15 protein-coding genes and 1 tRNA gene are annotated in these 15929 nt (G+C 69.8%); 8 read left to right on the top strand and 8 right to left on the bottom strand.

The window, feature by feature from the left end; translation table 11 throughout:
- Nucleotides 1-110: 110 nt before the first annotated feature.
- From U3653_RS15710 to U3653_RS15685, 6 genes are all read left to right on the top strand, one after another.
- Nucleotides 111-1082 (top strand): DUF2157 domain-containing protein, encoded by a 972-nt coding sequence (locus U3653_RS15710; protein WP_195080581.1) that lies wholly within the window; start codon nucleotides 111-113, stop codon nucleotides 1080-1082.
- A 170-nt stretch (nucleotides 1083-1252) separates the two neighbouring features.
- Complete coding sequence (locus U3653_RS15705; RefSeq protein ID WP_195080582.1) at nucleotides 1253-2752, top strand: CoA-acylating methylmalonate-semialdehyde dehydrogenase; 1500 nt, start codon at nucleotides 1253-1255, stop codon at nucleotides 2750-2752.
- A 5-nt stretch (nucleotides 2753-2757) separates the two neighbouring features.
- The gene (locus tag U3653_RS15700; protein ID WP_195080583.1) at nucleotides 2758-3897 is read left to right on the top strand and encodes an isobutyryl-CoA dehydrogenase; all 1140 of its coding nucleotides are present in this window, start codon (nucleotides 2758-2760) and stop codon (nucleotides 3895-3897) included.
- Nucleotides 3898-4041: 144 nt separating this feature from the next.
- Nucleotides 4042-5106, top strand: a complete 1065-nt coding sequence (locus U3653_RS15695) for an enoyl-CoA hydratase/isomerase family protein (RefSeq protein WP_195080584.1) — start codon at nucleotides 4042-4044, stop codon at nucleotides 5104-5106.
- On the top strand, nucleotides 5107-6000 hold the full coding sequence (gene mmsB / locus U3653_RS15690) for a 3-hydroxyisobutyrate dehydrogenase (protein WP_195080585.1): 894 nt from the start codon (nucleotides 5107-5109) through the stop codon (nucleotides 5998-6000).
- The gene (locus U3653_RS15685) at nucleotides 6001-6828 is read left to right on the top strand and encodes an enoyl-CoA hydratase (protein ID WP_195080586.1); all 828 of its coding nucleotides are present in this window, start codon (nucleotides 6001-6003) and stop codon (nucleotides 6826-6828) included.
- 37 nt (nucleotides 6829-6865) lie between these two features.
- Here the strand turns inward: U3653_RS15685 and U3653_RS15680 are convergent, their stop codons facing one another.
- Together U3653_RS15680 and U3653_RS15675 are read right to left on the bottom strand one after the other, a co-directional pair.
- The gene (locus U3653_RS15680; RefSeq protein ID WP_195080587.1) at nucleotides 6866-7906 is read right to left on the bottom strand and encodes an Hsp70 family protein; all 1041 of its coding nucleotides are present in this window, start codon (nucleotides 7904-7906) and stop codon (nucleotides 6866-6868) included.
- Between the two features lie 125 nt (nucleotides 7907-8031).
- On the bottom strand, nucleotides 8032-8583 hold the full coding sequence (locus U3653_RS15675; RefSeq protein ID WP_195080588.1) for a MarR family winged helix-turn-helix transcriptional regulator: 552 nt from the start codon (nucleotides 8581-8583) through the stop codon (nucleotides 8032-8034).
- Nucleotides 8584-8697: 114 nt separating this feature from the next.
- On the opposite strand from U3653_RS15675, the gene U3653_RS15670 reads away from it, so the two are divergent.
- Nucleotides 8698-8772: transfer RNA gene (locus U3653_RS15670), tRNA-Cys, on the top strand.
- 70 nt (nucleotides 8773-8842) lie between these two features.
- Here the strand turns inward: U3653_RS15670 and U3653_RS15665 are convergent.
- The 6 genes from U3653_RS15665 to U3653_RS15640 form a co-directional block, all read right to left on the bottom strand.
- A complete protein-coding gene (locus U3653_RS15665) occupies nucleotides 8843-9895 on the bottom strand; it encodes an ABC transporter ATP-binding protein (protein WP_195080589.1) in 1053 nt (350 codons plus the stop codon).
- The gene (locus U3653_RS15660; protein WP_195080590.1) at nucleotides 9892-11445 is read right to left on the bottom strand and encodes an ABC transporter permease; all 1554 of its coding nucleotides are present in this window, start codon (nucleotides 11443-11445) and stop codon (nucleotides 9892-9894) included. Before U3653_RS15660 ends, U3653_RS15665 begins: the two co-directional genes overlap by 4 nt.
- Before the next feature lie 2 nt (nucleotides 11446-11447).
- A complete protein-coding gene (locus U3653_RS15655; protein ID WP_195080591.1) occupies nucleotides 11448-12470 on the bottom strand; it encodes an iron ABC transporter substrate-binding protein in 1023 nt (340 codons plus the stop codon).
- Between the two features lie 108 nt (nucleotides 12471-12578).
- Nucleotides 12579-13859, bottom strand: coding sequence for a metallophosphoesterase family protein (locus U3653_RS15650; RefSeq protein WP_323123964.1), 1281 nt, complete (start codon nucleotides 13857-13859; stop codon nucleotides 12579-12581).
- A 145-nt stretch (nucleotides 13860-14004) separates the two neighbouring features.
- Nucleotides 14005-14628: an Rv0361 family membrane protein gene (locus U3653_RS15645; RefSeq protein WP_195080593.1), complete on the bottom strand. Its 624-nt coding sequence runs from the start codon at nucleotides 14626-14628 to the stop codon at nucleotides 14005-14007.
- Nucleotides 14629-14943: 315 nt separating this feature from the next.
- Complete coding sequence (locus U3653_RS15640; RefSeq protein WP_195080594.1) at nucleotides 14944-15345, bottom strand: nuclear transport factor 2 family protein; 402 nt, start codon at nucleotides 15343-15345, stop codon at nucleotides 14944-14946.
- 141 nt (nucleotides 15346-15486) lie between these two features.
- Here U3653_RS15640 and U3653_RS15635 point away from each other — a divergent pair, with 141 nt between their 5' ends.
- A complete protein-coding gene (locus tag U3653_RS15635; RefSeq protein WP_195080595.1) occupies nucleotides 15487-15861 on the top strand; it encodes a hypothetical protein in 375 nt (124 codons plus the stop codon).
- Nucleotides 15862-15929: the final 68 nt, after the last annotated feature.

Below are 15929 nucleotides of genomic sequence, written 5' to 3'. Positions count from 1 at the left end.
GCGTCGCGCGGCGGTGTCTTCGTGCTGCTGTCGAGCGATGGACCTGGAACTCCGGTCGGTCGCGCGGCCGATCGTGTTGTCATAGCGGCGGACTCGGACATACTGGGCGCATGGTGAGCGACGGCAGAGCGGACGCCGCGATCGGGCGGCTGGTCGCCGACGGCGTGCTGACCCGTGACCAGGCCGACGCGGTGCTCGCGGCGTTGGCCGTCGAGCGGGCCGCGGCGTCGGCGCGCGGCAGGGTGCTCGCCGAAATCGCCTCGTACGTCGGCGCGGGTCTGCTGTTCGGGGGAATCGCCCTGGTGGCGGCCTCGTCCTGGGATGCGCTCGATCGGCCGGTACGGGTCGGCGTGCTCGCCGTCGTGGCGGCCGGTCTGCTGCTCGGAGGAGTGCTGCTCGCCGGGCTGCCGTCCGGTCGCGGGAACGCCCACAGCGCCCGCGGCAGGTTGGCGGCCGCGCTGTTCGCCCTCGGTTCCGTCGCGGTCGCCGGCTCCGTCGGCACCGCGCTCGACGGAGCCGATGCCGGTTGGGTTTTCGCGTGCGCGGCCGGGGCGGTGATCGCGGTGCTCGGTTACCTCGCGCTGCCCTCCGTGCTCGGCATGCTCGTCTGCGCCTGCTTCGTGCCCGCGGCCGTCGCCGGGGTGCTGACCGAAGTGTTCGACCTCGACGACATGTGGGCCGCCGTGGCGGTGCTACTGCTCGGCGCCGGGTGGTTCGGCCTGACCAGAACCGGCGCCACGGCCGACCTCCGGGTCGGATACCTGATCGCGATCGTCACCTCCGTCGCGGCAGCGCAGAGTCTCGACGGCCGGGCCTGGGCCTATGGGGTGACGGCGGTGATCGCCGTGGTCTGCTTCGCGTTGTACGCGACGCAGCGCTCGGCGGTGCTCGTCATCGGGGGTGGGGTCACCATCGCGGTCGCCGCCGGGGAGGCGGTCTCGGAATGGACCGGCGACTCCCTCGGCGCGGCGGCGGTGGTCGTGGCGATCGGCGCGATCACGCTCGCGGCGGGCGCGTTCCGGTTGACGCGGCCGCGGCGGGACAAGCGACCAGATCCGCCGGTGGCGGTGCCGAAGACGTAAACCGCCCGGCGGTCGCGGCCGACCCGGCGGCTGCGCTTGCCGTCGGCATAGCCGCGGTGGTGGGATGAATCACATCGTTCTTGGCGCAGTACCAATACTTGGACGTCCAACTATAGGATGACCGGCATACCGCACCGCGGTGTCCCGATCGCTACGAGAACAGGACTGGCATGGTTCGCGAACTCACCCATTTCATCGGCGGACAGCATGTGCCGGGCACGTCCGGCAACTTCGGCGACGTCTTCGACCCCAACCTCGGCCAGGTGCAGGCGCGGGTGCCGCTGGCGAGCAAGTCCGAGGTCGAGGCGGCCATCGCGAACGCGGAGGCGGCGCAGCCGGTGTGGGCCGCGTTCAACCCGCAGAAGCGGGCGCGGGTGCTGATGAAGTTCCTGACGCTGGTGCAGGACGAGATGGACTCGCTGGCCGCCCTGCTGTCCTCCGAGCACGGCAAGACCATCGCCGACGCGAAGGGCGACATCCAGCGCGGCCTGGAGGTCATCGAGTTCGCCACCGGCATCCCGCACCTGCTCAAGGGCGAGTACACCGAGGGCGCGGGCACCGGCATCGACGTCTACTCGATGCGCCAGCCGCTCGGCGTCGTCGCGGGCATCACCCCGTTCAACTTCCCGGCCATGATCCCGCTGTGGAAGGCCGGTCCCGCGCTGGCCACCGGCAACGCGTTCGTGCTCAAGCCGTCCGAGCGCGACCCGTCGGTGCCGCTGCGGCTGGCCGAGCTGTTCCTCGAGGCCGGTCTGCCCGCCGGTGTGTTCAACGTGGTCAACGGCGACAAGGAAGCCGTCGACACGCTGCTGCACGATCCGCGCGTCAAGGCCGTCGGCTTCGTCGGCTCCACCCCCATCGCGCAGTACATCTACGAGACCGCGACCGCGAACGGCAAGCGCGCCCAGTGCTTCGGCGGCGCGAAGAACCACGCGATCGTCATGCCCGACGCCGACCTCGACGACGTGGCCGATCAGCTCATCGGCGCAGGCTACGGGTCCGCGGGCGAGCGCTGCATGGCCATCTCGGTGGCCGTCCCGGTCGGCGAGGAGACCGCAGACCGCCTGGTGGCCAAGCTGACCGAGCGGGTGCGCAAGCTCAACGTCGGCCGTTCCGACGATCCCGGCGCCGACTACGGTCCGCTGGTCGGCCAGGACGGCGTGAACCGGGTGAACAACTACGTCCAGATCGGCATCGATGAGGGGGCCGAGCTGGTGGTGGACGGCCGCGGCCTGGTCGTGGAAGGCGCCGAGAACGGCTACTTCGTCGGCGCGACGCTGTTCGACAAGGTGACCACGGACATGCGGATCTACCGCGAGGAGATCTTCGGCCCTGTGCTCAGCGTGGTCCGCGCCAAGGACTACGAGGAAGGGCTGCGGCTGGCCAACGAGCACGAGTACGGCAACGGCGTCGCGATCTTCACCAGGGACGGCGACACCGCCCGCGACTTCGCCGCGCGCGTGCAGGTCGGCATGGTCGGCATCAACGTGCCGATCCCGGTGCCGATCGCGTACTACACCTTCGGCGGCTGGAAGCGTTCCGGCTTCGGGGATCTGAACCAGCACGGCCCGGACTCGATCCGCTTCTACACCAAGACCAAGACGGTGACGCAGCGCTGGCCCGCGGGCCTGAAGGAGAGCAACGCGTTCGTCATCCCGACGATGGACTGACGCGGATGTTCGCACTCGACGACGACGAGAAGGCGATCCGCGACACCGCGCGCGGCTTCGCCGACGAATTCCTCGCCCCGAACGCGCTGGAATGGGACGAGCAGAAGCATTTCCCGGTGGACGTGCTGCGCAAGGCCGGTCCGCTCGGCCTCGGCGGCATCTACGTGCGCGAGGACGTGGGCGGTTCGGGGCTGCGCAGGCTCGACGCCGTGCGCATCTTCGAGCAGCTGGCCACCGGCTGCCCGGCCATCGCCGCCTACATCTCCATCCACAACATGGCGGCGTGGATGATCGACCGCTACGGCGACGACGATCAGCGCAACCGCTGGCTGCCCGGACTGACCGCGATGGAGACGCTGGCCAGCTACGCGCTCACCGAGCCGGGCGTCGGCTCGGACGCGGCGGCGTTGAGCACCAAAGCCGTGCGCGATGGTGACGACTACGTCTTCAACGGCGCCAAACAGTTCATCTCCGGCGCGGGCGCCACGGACGTCTACGTCGTGATGGCCAGGACCGGAGACTCCGGAGCGCGCGGGATCTCGGCGTTCATCGTGCCCGCCGACACTCCCGGCATCTCCGTGGGAGCCAACGAGAAGAAGATGGGCTGGAACGCGCAGCCGACCCGTCAGGTGATCTTCTCCGACGCCAGGGTCCCGGCGGCCAACCGGCTCGGCGCGGAGGGCGACGGCTTCCGCATCGCGATGAACGGGCTCAACGGCGGCAGGCTCAACATCGCCGCGTGCTCGGTCGGCGGCGCGCAGGCGGCGCTGGACAAGACGGTGCCGTATCTCGCCGAGCGGCACGCGTTCGGCAAGCCGCTGCTGCGGAATCCGGCGCTGCAATTCGAACTCGCCGATATGCGCATCGAATTGGAGGCCGCCCGCACGCTGCTGTGGCGGGCCGCCTCCGCGCTGGACGCCGACGCGCCGGACAAGGTGGAGCTGTGCGCCATGGCGAAGCGCTTCGCCACCGACGCGGGCTTCGAGGTGGCCAACAAAGCCCTGCAACTGCACGGCGGCTACGGCTACCTGACCGAGTACGGCGTGGAGAAGATCGTCCGGGATCTGCGGGTGCACCAGATCCTCGAGGGCACCAACGAAATCATGCGGGTGGTCGTCGCCCGCGCATTGGTAGGAGCGGCATGAGCGGTCAGGCCCGGAGGCGGCAGCGCAGCGTGACCACGCAGGGCCCCGCTCATGCCGGAAAGGACAGAGCATGAGCGGTCAGGCCCGGAGGCGGCAGCGCAGCGTGACCACGCAGGGCCCCGCTCGCGCCGGAAAGGACAGAGCATGAGCGACCGAGAGGTCCTTCTCGAACGGCGTGACGGGCTCGGCCTGATCACGCTGAACCGGCCCAAGGCCATCAACGCCCTGAACCACTCGATGGCACTGGCCATCACCGAGGCGCTGCGCGAGTGGGCCGAGGACGACGCGGTGCGCACCGTCGTGGTCACCGGCGCGGGGGAGCGCGGCCTATGCGCGGGCGGCGACATCGTCGCCATTCACGCCGACGCGAAAAGCGGCGCGAACACCGCGGATTCGGCCACCGGGCGGTTCTGGCGCGACGAGTACGTCCTCAACGCCTTGATCGGGCGCTACCCCAAGCCGTACGTGGTGGTCATGGACGGCATCGTGATGGGCGGCGGCGTGGGGCTCTCCGGGCACGGCAGCCACCGCATCGTCACCGAGCGGTCGAAGATCGGCATGCCCGAGGTCGGCATCGGGTTCGTCCCTGACGTCGGCGGCACCTACCTGCTCGCGCGGACGCCGGGCGAGATCGGCACGCACGTGGCGCTGACCACCGCCCGGATGAGCGCGGGCGACGCCATCGCCGCTGGCTTCGCCGACTATTTCGTCGCTTCCGAGCATCTGCCCGCCCTGCTGGAGACGCTGCGCACCGAGAGCGCCGACATCGCGATCGCCAAGTTCGCCACCGACGCGCCGGACTCCGCGCTGGCCGCAGGGCAGGACTGGATCGATGCCTGCTACGCAGCCGACTCCGTGGAGGAGATCGTCGCGCGGCTGCAAGCGCACGACGCGCAGGAGGCGCGGGCGGCGGCCACCGAGATCCTGGCGAAATCCCCGGTCGCGCTGAAGGTCACGCTGCGCTCGCTGCGGGCGGCACGCACCGCGCCGAGCCTGGAGGCGGTGCTGAACGAGGAGTACCGGGTGTCCATCGCGTCGCTGTCCTCCCATGATCTGGTCGAGGGCATTCGCGCCCAGGTGATCGACAAGGACCGTGCTCCGAAATGGTCGCCCGCGACCCTGGCGGAGGTCACGGATGCGCAGGTAGACGCATACTTCGCCGAGTTGGGCGATCGAGAGCTGGGTCTGCGGACCCCGGAGGTGGCGTAGATGAGCAAGCGAATCGGTTTCCTCGGCCTCGGCCACATGGGCGGTCCGATGGCGGCGAACCTGGTGCGGGCCGGCTACGAGGTGCTCGCCTTCGACCCGGTGCCCGCGGCGCGGGACCAGGCCGAGCGCGACGGCGCGCTCGTGGTCGGTTCGGCCGCCGAGGCCGCCGCGGCCGAGACCGTGATCACTATGCTGCCCAACGGCAAACTCGTCCTGGACGTGTACGCCGAACTGCTGCCGGCCGCCGCGCCCGGCACCTTGTTCATCGACTGCTCCACCATCGACGTGGCCGACGCCAAGGCCGCGGCCGAACGCGCCACCGCCGCCGGGCACCGCGCGCTGGACGCACCGGTTTCCGGCGGCGTGGCCGGCGCGGCGGCGGGCACGCTGACCTTCATGGTCGGCGGTGCGGCCGAGGACTTCGCCGCCGCGCTGCCGGTGCTCGAGGTGATGGGCGGCAAGGTCGTGCACTGCGGCGGCTCCGGCGTGGGCCAGGCGGCGAAGATCTGCAACAACATGCTGCTGGGCGTGTCGATGATCGCGCTGTCGGAGTCGCTGGTGCTCGGCGAGAAGCTGGGCCTGAGTCATCAGTCGTTCTTCGACGTGGTCTCCACCGCTTCCGGCCAGAGCTGGGCGCTGACCAGCTACTGCCCGGTGCCGGGCCCGGTGCCGACCAGTCCGGCCAACAACGACTACCAGCCCGGTTTCGCGACGGCGCTCATGTCGAAGGACCTGGGCCTGGCCGCGAACGCGTTGCGGGAGAACAACGTCGACGGGCAGCTCGGTTTGCTCGCCGCGACGATCTACGACCGCTTCAACCAGACGGATGCCGGGCGGGACTTCTCGGCTATCGTCACCGATATCCGTAACCGTTCCGACAAAGAGGGTGCATAAATGGACGCATCGCGAAGCGATTCCGTGGGGGGCGGCGGCCGGGTGACGGGTGGGCGTGAGTTCGAGACGATTCTGCTGGAACGCAAGGGCCGGGTCGGCTGGATCACGCTGAACCGCCCGAAGGCGCTGAACGCGCTGAACGCGCAGGTCCTCGACGACGTCATCGCCGCGCTCGACGAGCTCGAGCACGACGACGAGATCGGCGCCATCGTGATCACCGGTTCGGAGCGGGCCTTCGCGGCGGGCGCCGACATCAAGGAGATGCAGCCCAAGTCGTACATGGACATGTTCATGAACGACTACTTCGCCCGCTGGGACCGGCTGGCGCAGTTCCGCAAGCCCACCATCGCCGCGGTCGCGGGATACGCGCTCGGCGGCGGTTGTGAGCTGGCGATGATCTGCGACATCCTGCTCGCGGCCGACACCGCGAAGTTCGGCCAGCCGGAGATCAAGCTCGGCGTCATCCCCGGCATCGGCGGCTCGCAGCGCCTGACCCGCGCGATCGGCAAGGCCAAGGCGATGGATCTGGTGCTCACCGGCCGCAATATGGACGCCGAAGAGGCCGAGCGGGCCGGGTTGGTCTCGCGCATCGTTCCCGCCGCGCAGCTGCTCGACACGGCGCTCGAGGTCGCGGAGACCATCGCGGGGATGTCGTTGCCGGTCACCATGATCGCCAAGGAAGCGGTGAACCGCTCGTTCGAGACCACGCTCGCCGAGGGCCTGCGGTTCGAACGGCGGGTCTTCCACTCGCTGTTCGCGATCGAGGACCAGAAGGAAGGCATGAGCGCCTTCGTGGAGAAGCGTCCGGCGAAGTTCACCAACCGCTGACGGGGTCCCGCCCGGCCGTATTTCCGGGCCGGGCGGGTTATCCGGTGGGTCCCAAGGTGGGGGCGACGATCTCCGCGGGCACCTTGTTCCCCTCCGGCGGGGGAGCGTTGTCGCCGGTGGCGAGCAGTCCGGCGATCGTGGCGCCCAATGCGATGGTGACCGCAGCCGCCGCGATGAGTTTGCGCCGGTCGACGGTGGCCGGAACCAGGGTGGCTCCGGCGCGCAGCCTGGCCATCCTGACCTCGCCGCCCCTGCGTTCGGCGGCGAGCAGCACGGCGCCGCGCGCGGAGACGAAGTCGGGTTCGGGGTCGTAGACGATCGGCAGATCGATCAGTTCGGCCAGCTCGGCGCGAATGCTGGGACTGCGGGTGCAGCCGCCGAGCAGCACCATGGCCTCCGGTCGCACGCCGGTCTCGTCGATGATCTGCCGCACGAACGACACCGAGTGATGAATGCCCGCCGCGCACAATTCGGCCAGGTCGCTGCGGGTCAGAACGGCTCGGTCGCCGGTGCCGTCGTCGATCGCGGTGACCACCCTTGCCTCGCTCAGCTCTTCGCGATGGCGCCGGACGGTGGTCGCGTCGGTGAGCACGCCGTCGCGGGCCAGGCGCCAGCGCAACAGCGTGTCGTAGCCGTCGCCGCCGAGCACCGTGCTGCGTTTGCTGGACAGGATGGTGTCGGTGCGGCAGTCGGCGTGGGTGATGGTCAGCCCCGAGCTGCCCAGGTCGTAGAGGATCACCGAGCCGCTGTCGGGCAGTTGGCCGGTGAAGCGCAGGTAGCGCAGCTGGGCGAGCGGTTCGTCGACGATGGTCACGTCCCGGCGGCCGATGCCCGCGCGGATGGCCTCGGCGTGCAGCGGGCAGCGGCAGGTCACCGCCGTGCCCGAGATCAGCTCGTCCCTGCGGTCGGCGGCGCCGTTCATCCGGCGGATCGCCTCGAAGACCGGTTCCTCGACGCCGCGACCCGCTCGCCGCGGCACTTCGCAGCTATCGATCGGGGGTAGGTGCGGCTGATCGGAGTGTGTCAGCATCGCGTGGGCGCCGCCAGCGCCCGCCGATACACCCAAGACCAGCACCATGTTCTCCATGGTGGACCTTTTCCGTTCCGCTGCCAAGACGGCATGCCCGGTAATTCGCCGGTTGGATGCCGGAATGTCACCCAGCGGTCGGGCAAAAGGTGTATGCGACCGACCGGTACGCCGAATCAGTCTGTGGCCGTGGCCGACCAGCGCGCCGTGCCCTCCGCGGTGTCGAAGTCGCCCGCGGCGTGTCGGAATTCGGCGAGCAGTTGCAGGAGGGTGCGCAGTCGTTCCGGGGGAAGTCCGGGCAGTGCGAAGACCTTGGCGTTGAGTTCCTCGGTCGCCTTCGCCACCAATTCCCGTCCGGCGTCGGTGATTTCGATCAAGGTAGCGCGCCGGTCGCTGGGATGCGGCACCCGCTCGACGAGTTTCGCCGCCTCCAGCCGGTCGACGGTGTTGGTGACGCTGGTCGGGTGCACCTGCAAGCGGGCGCTGGCCTTCGCCATCGGCAGCGCCCCGGTCTTGCTGAAACTGAGCAGCATGAGCAGCTCGTAGCGGGAGAAGGTCAATCCCGTGGGTTTGAGCGCCTCGTCCACCCGTGCCATCACGATTTGCTGAGCCCGGACCAGCGAGGTCACCGCGGCCATGCCGTCGGCGACATCGCCCCAGCCGTGGCCGACCCACTGGCGGTGGGCCTCCTCGATCGGGTCGTTCGGAAGCGGGCGTGGCCGAGACATGTTCCGATCATTCCATGCCATCGCAGGAGGGCGGGGGCATCCGGCCAGGCTTCGGATCACCGTGAGCGTAAAGGTAGGCCGCGGCGACCCGCCGCGGGCACTATCTAGGGCGAGGCGGGCGTGGCTGAGTGGTTTAGGCAACGGTCTGCAAAGCCGTTTACGCGGGTTCAATTCCCGCCGCTCGCTCCAAAAGTCCTCGGTGCTCGGTGCACGCCGAGCACCGAGGGAAGCGTGGCCGGGACGAATCCGGGCGCTCGTTTCAGGAGGCTCCGGTCGGCTCGGAATACGCCACGGCCGAGCCGATCACTTCCAGACGCACGCGCTGCCCGGTTACCGGGGCGGCGACGCTGGCCCGGCGCACCCGAATGGGCGTGGCGGTGCCTTCCAGTTCGATGGTCAGGATGACATCGGCGCCGCGGAAGTCGACGGCGCGGACCCGGCCGGTTTCCGTCTCGCTCTCCGAAGCAACATGGGCGACAAGCTGTTCCGGGCGCAGCATGATCGTCGCCGGTCCGCTCGCGGCATCGCGCTGCACCGGGATCCGGCCCAGTGCGCACTTGGCCACGTCGGCTTCCACCACCGCGTCCAGCAGCACGCAATCGCCGAGAAACCGGGCGGTGAACAGGTCCTTGGGCGTGGCGTAGACCTCCTCCGGCGTCCCCACCTGAGTGAAGCGCCCTTCCCGCATCACCGCCACCTGCTCGGCGAAACTGAGCGCCTCCTCCTGGTCGTGCGTCACCAGGATGCTGGTCATGCCCGCCTCGCGCAGCGTGTCGGCCACCGCCTGCCTGGTCGTCGCGCGCAGGCCCGCGTCCAGCGCGCTGAACGGCTCGTCCAGCAGCATCACCGACGGTTTGCGCGCCAGCGCGCGAGCCAGGGCCACGCGCTGCTGCTGGCCGCCGGAAAGCTGATGCGGCCGCCGGTCGGCATAGGACGCGTCCAGCGACACCATCTCCAGCAGTTCGTGCACCCGCCCGCGGCTGTTGCGGCGCAGGCCGGGCAGCCCGTAAGCGATGTTCTGCCCGACGGTCAGGTGCGGGAACAGCGCGCCGTCCTGGGCGACGTAACCGATGTTACGGCGCTGCGGCGGAACCGAGACGCGTTCGCCGACAACGGTTTCCGATCCGATCGACACCGAACCCGTATCCGGCGACTCGAATCCGGCGATCACCCGGAGCAGCGTGGTCTTGCCGCAACCGGACGACCCGACCACCGCGGTCGCGGTGTGATCCGGCACGTCGAGGTCGATCCCGCCGAGCACCCGGGTGTGGCCGAAGGTCTTCGAGACATCGGCGACGACAACGCGACTCATATCCCGGCCGCCTTCCGCGAGTTGGTGAACAGCAGGTAGGTCACCGGCACCGCGGCGACGATCATGATCAGCGCGTACGGCGCTGCGCCCGCGTAGTCCAATTCGCCGGACAGGCCCCAGAACCGCATCGCCAGCGTGCGGGTTCCGTTGGGCGCCAGCAGCAGGGTCGCGGTGAGCTCCGTCGCCACGGCGACGAACACCAGTGCGGCGGCCGCCGCCGCGGCAGGCGCCGCGAGACGCAGCGTGACCAGGAAGAACGTCGCGGGCCCCGATTTGCCCAGCGACCGGGACGCCTCCTCCAGGCCGACCGGCACCTGGGCGAGCCCGGCCCGCACGCTGACCAGGGCGCGGGGCAGGAACAGCAGGAGATAGGCGGCGATCACCATGCCCGCCGTCTGGTAGAGCGCGGGCGCCCACCGGATGGTCACGGTCACCATCGCCAGCGCGATCACGATGCCCGGCAGCGAACTGGTGATGTAGTTGGCGCCCTCGATCAGCCGGGCGAACGCCGAGGTGGAACGCACCGCGATCCACGCGACCGGGAACGCGCACAGAGTGGTGAGCAGTGCGGCGACGGCCGCGAGGCCGATCGTCTGCCCGAGCGCGTTGCCGATGTCGGTGAGATCCCACACCGCCGTGCCGCCGATGCGCAACCAGCGACCGATGGTCCACAGCGGCACCCCCAGCGCGCCCGCCGTCACCGCGACGAGCGCGGCCAGCACCGGCAATGTCCCGGCGCGCAACCGGATGCGGGTCGCCGCGCGCGGCGCACCGCTGCCGATCCGCGCGTAACGTGCCCGGCCGCGCAGCCCCGCCTCCGCCCCGAGCAGCGCCAGGCAGCACAGCACGAGCACACCGGCCAGCATGCTGCCGGCCGGCCCGGCGAAGCTGGACTGGTACTGCTCGAAGATGGCCGTGGTGAACGTGTCGAACCGGACCATCACGAAGGCGCCGTATTCGGCGAGCAGATGCAGTCCGATGAGCAACCCGCCACCGAGGATCGCCAGGCGCAGCTGCGGCAGCACGATCCGCGCGAACACCGCGACCGGACCCGATCCCAGGGCACGCGCCGATTCCTCCACCGCGGGGTCGAGACGGCGCAACGTGGCCGCCGCAGGCAGGTAGACCAGCGGGAAGTAGGACATCGTCGAGATCACCACGCCCGCCCACAGGCCGTGCATGGTGGGGAAGACGCTCACCCACGCATAGCTGTTGACGAAGGCGGGGACCGCGAGCGGCGCCGCGAAAACCGGCCCCCACCACGACTTCCCCGGCACGTCGGTGCGTTCGACCACCCAGGCCAGCCCGACGCCGAGCGCCACGCAGATCGGCACGGTGCACACCACCAGCGCGGCCGTGTTGCGCAGCAGCTCACCGACTCTGGGACGGAACACCAGCTCGGCCGCCTGATCGAGGCCGGTGGACAACAACGTCGAAACGATGTAGCCGAGCGGCACGAACGTCGCCGCGACCAGCAGCAGCGCCACGCAGGTGACCACCGGCCCCGGCCTGCCGACCCGGGGCGCGGCGACAGCGGTCCGCAGTGCCACGGCTACAGCAGACCCGCTTCGGTCATCAGCTGGGTGACCTTCTTCGAGTCCAGCTCGGACGGATCGACCGCGGGCGCTTGGAGGTCGGCCAGCGGCGGCAGCGCCGGGTTGGCGGCCACACCGGCGGCCACCGGGTACTCCAGCGACGCGCCGTCGCGCAACACCTCTTGCCCGGTCTTGCCGACGATGAACGCCAGGAACTTCTGCGCCGCCTCCTGCTTCTTGCTCGCCTTCAGCACGCCGCCGCCGGAGACGCTGACGAAGGCGCCCGGGTCCTGGTTCCTGAAGTAGTGCAGGGCGGTGCCTGCGCTGCTCTCCTTGGTGTTCGCCTGATCGCGGTACCAGTAGTAGTGGTAGATGACGCCGCCGTCCGGGCTGCCGGAGTTGACCGCCTTCATGGTGGCGACGTTGTTCGGGAACGGCGTCGCGTTCTCCTTCATGCCCTTCAGCCAGGCGCGGGTGACGTCCTCGCCCTTCAGCGCCAGCAGGGCCGCCACGATCGCCTGGAAGTCGGCGCCGGAGACGCCCGCGCCCCAACGCCCCTTCCACTGCGGCTGCGCCAGATCCAGCAGCGAAGCGGGCAGCTGACCGGGCTGGACCTTGTTCTTGTTGTAGACGAAGACCGTCGAACGCGCCGCGACGCCGGTCCACTTGCCGGTGGACGGGCGGAACTGCGCGGGCACCTGCTCCAGGGTCTCGGCGTCCACGTCGGCGAACAGGCCCGCGTTCTCCACCAGCGCCATGGCGGGGGAGTTCTCGGTGAGGAAGACGTCGGCAGGCGAGGCGGCGCCTTCGGCGACCAGCTGGTTGCCCAGCGCGGTGTCGCCGCCCTGGCGCAACGTCACCTTGATGCCGGTCTCCTTGGTGAACGCCTCGGCCCACTCTTTGGTGAGCGACTCGTGCTGCGCGTTGTAGACGGTGATCTCGTTGGCGTCGTCGGAGGAATTCGAGCAAGCCGTGCTGCCGAGCGCCGTCAAGGTGAGGACCAATCCAGCGGCAATCGTCTTCCATCTGACCGGCTTCATCCTCGTCCTTCCGACCGCGCTACCCGTGCATATGTTGAGGCTTACCTAAGGAAGATACCGCGTCCGACATGCGGGAATGTCCGCAGCCGCCGGCATTCGCCCGGTTCGTCACGCCAGTCCCGAGAAGTCGCGCGGCACAACGTGATTGCGGTCGGCGCAGGTGCCCAGCGTGTAATCCGGTTGCAGTCCGAAGTACTCGCCGCGGGTGAGCGCGCTCCAGCGCCGGGCGTCCTCGGTGCGGGTCTTGTAGAAATTCACCATGTAGCCGCCCTCGTAGAGGCGCAGCAGGCTGTAGCCGCCCGGATACTCCTTGACCGCGGCGACCTCCAGGAACTCCACCGCGCACGGAGCGTCCGGCCTGGTGCGGCGATTGCGGTGGGTGTGGCCGCTGTGCTGCAGGAACACCCCGGGACTGCGAGTGTAGAGCGCCTGCAACTCGGCGCTGTCGCGTCCGTCGAGCACGAACCCCGGTCCGGCGAGGTTGGTCAGCCCCGATTCCGCCGTGACCGGGTGATGGCCGAACACCAGCGTCGGCCGGTCGGGGTCGGCACGCAGGCGTTCGGCGAGGTGATCGAACTGCGGGCGCTCGATGGACCCGCCCGCGCCGTCGAGCCTGCTGGTGTCCAATCCCAATACCCGCAGGCCGCCGACCTCGTGTTCGACCAGTTCCTGCCGCGGGGAGAAGACATCGGCCCAGCAGTCGCGGTGGTCGGCGGGCGCGGGTGCGCAACCGGCGTATTCACCACCCACGTGCGGCCGGTCGTGGTTGCCGCGCACGGCCAGGTAGTCGTCGCCGAACTCGCCCCAGGCGTCGAGGCGCGAGCGCACCGTGCGGATGTCGGGCTCGGAGGCTTCGGCCGTGAGGTCGCCCGCGAGCGCGAGGAGTTCAGCCGCGCGGTCGGGCCTGCGCAAGTCGTCCAGCATCGCGGCCAGCATCACCTCGGGATAGGGCGTGAGGCCGGGGTCCTGCCGGAAGCCGGGCGGCAGGTCGCCGACGATCAGCCCGCTGACCTGCTCGCCGTAGTGCACGTCGTTGGCCAGTGCCACCGTGCGCAGCCTGCGGCCGGGCGGCGGGACCAGCGTGGTGAACTCACCGCGTGCTTCCGGCGCGGCGGGGTCGGCCGTGGTGAGCGACAGCGCCGGTGTGGCGCGCAGGCCCGCCGACCAGGCTTCGAAGCGGTAGGCGCGTCCCGGTTCGAGGCCGTCGATCTCGGCGTAGTGGAAGGGTGTGGGGTGGTCGTCGGCGAAAACCGGCGCCGGTGCGCGCGGGGAGTCGGCGGGAGCGATCCGCACCTGGGTGTCGGTGGCGACGGGCAGCAGGCGACCGGCCGGGTCGGGCGCGAGCGTGGTCCAGGTGACGATCACCGAGGTGTCGGTGACGGTGACCACTTCCAGGTCGGTCGCGATAGTCGTATCCGGTCGAGCCCGAGCAGGTTTCGTGTTGACGGCGAAGGGGAGCAGTGCGCTGAGGCCGAACGCGCGCAGGACGGTCCTGCGGCTGGGGCCGCAGCAACTCATGCGTGGGCGCAGGCGATCAGCGCGTCCCCTCCTGGGAGCAGACCTTCCACTTGCCGTCTTCTTTCTTCAGATGCTCGGTCGTGCTGGTCTCGGTATCGGGTTGCTCGCCAGGCACCGCGACGGTGAGTTTGCCGCTGACCTTCGCGGTCGCGGTGTCCCCGGTGACGACGATGTCGTCGATCCTATCGATGGTGACCGACACCGAGGTGCTGTCGAATTCCCGCTTCTCGCTTTCGGTCATCGCCTCGAACGCGGCGCGTTCGCGGACGCACGCCTGTTCGGCCGCCGCGCGGAAGCCGCGGGTGTCCAGGGTCTCGTAGAAGTCGCGGATCGCCAGCTCGATCCTCTTCTCGTCCGAGGCGAGCGGGCCTTTGCCTCGAGTGGTCAAGAAGAATCCGGCGATCACCGCGCCCGCGATCACCAGCACGACTATGACCACCAAGCCCGCGATCAGGCCGGTGTGGCTCTTCTTCGGCGGTGGTCCCCAGGGCGGGTAGCCGGGTGGCGGATAGCCCGGTCCGGGCGGAGGGGGAGGTTGCCCCGGCGGCGGAAAGGGTTGCCCTGGTCCGGGCGGTGGGTAGCCAGGGGGCGGCTGCGGTGGTTGGTCATCCGGCGGTTGCCCGCCCGGTGGATAAGCCATGTCGTCCTCCGGTCTGCCCCCGGGTGCCTGCATCGCTACGGCAAAGGCGTGCCCGGGTGGCCGGAAACCAAACCGGGCCGGATCATCCGCCGGAACGAGGCGGGCCATGTCGCCGAGAACAAGACGGTTGCGCGCGAGCGGTCCGGGTGTCCAGCCTGCGAACGGGCTGGCCCGCAGCGCGCGCGACACGCGGCGCCTCGTCCGTGTCCTTGTCCGCCCGGCCTGCACCACGCGAGTAGTGCAAGTCCCCCGGTTCGGCGTAATGGCCTGCGGTTCGCGCGGCCTGGAGGCAGGGGGGGCATCGCGGTGCGCTGTTCAGGCACCCAAGGCGGCATGCCAGCGTGCGGTGTCGGTGTACTGGTGCAGTCGCGTGATGCGGCCGTCGTCGTCGACTTGCCACAGGTGCACGAATTCGGCTTCGTACTCCCGGCCGGTGGCACGGGCCGCGCCGCGATAGCGCCCCGTCACCACAACGGTGCCGTCGGTGGTCTCCTGCCAGGTCTCGTCGTACGGTGCGGTGTCGAACTCTCGCGCGACCGCGCCCCAGACGCGCGCCATCACCGCCAGCGGACCGTGGAAGACGCCGCCCGCGCCGCACGGCAGGCCCGGTGCGGTTCGCGCCTCGAACTCCGGATGCAGCAGGGCCAGGATCGCCGGTCCGTCGCCGGTCTGCGTCGCGGTGTAGAAACCCTTGACGACCTCGGATCTCGTAGACATGTCGCACTCCTTCTAGTGTGATCGTTCTAGAACGAACATACTAGATCCGGGGGCGTGGCGGCAGTGTGTCCGTCGTCATGCCGCCCGATTCGGGCTGTGTTTGCCTGGTGCTTGCCGCATATGTCCGGCTAACATTCGAACATGGGTTCGATAAGCGATGAAACGCCGCGAACCGAGGGAACGGAACCCGAGCTGGTCTACCCGAACCGAACCGGCCACTACTACCGGACGCTGACCTATCCGCCGCGGCCGGTCTGGGTGCGGCTGGACGCGATCCTGGTCCGCGATCCGGGGACGCCGCGCCATGTGAACGGCGCCGGGGTCATCATGCGCGGCGAGCGTCCGGGAACCCTGACGCACTGGCTGCCCACCGTCGACGGCGACTGGATGGGCCGGGTGAACTACAGCATCCAGTTCGCCGACGGCCGTCCGGACCTGCAAGTGCGCGACCAATTGGTCCCGGCGTACGCGCTGCGCCCGCGTCATACCGGACAATCCGGACCGGAAGCCGATTGATCGGCCGCGCGGAAAGGTCGCGCGAGCCGGGCCCGATCCATTGCCGCGAATTCGCCGGTTCTGCCGGT

This window comes from Nocardia implantans (assembly GCF_035544775.1).
Lineage (GTDB): Bacteria > Actinomycetota > Actinomycetes > Mycobacteriales > Mycobacteriaceae > Nocardia > Nocardia implantans.
This window is presented reverse-complemented; position numbering and strand designations above follow the sequence as displayed.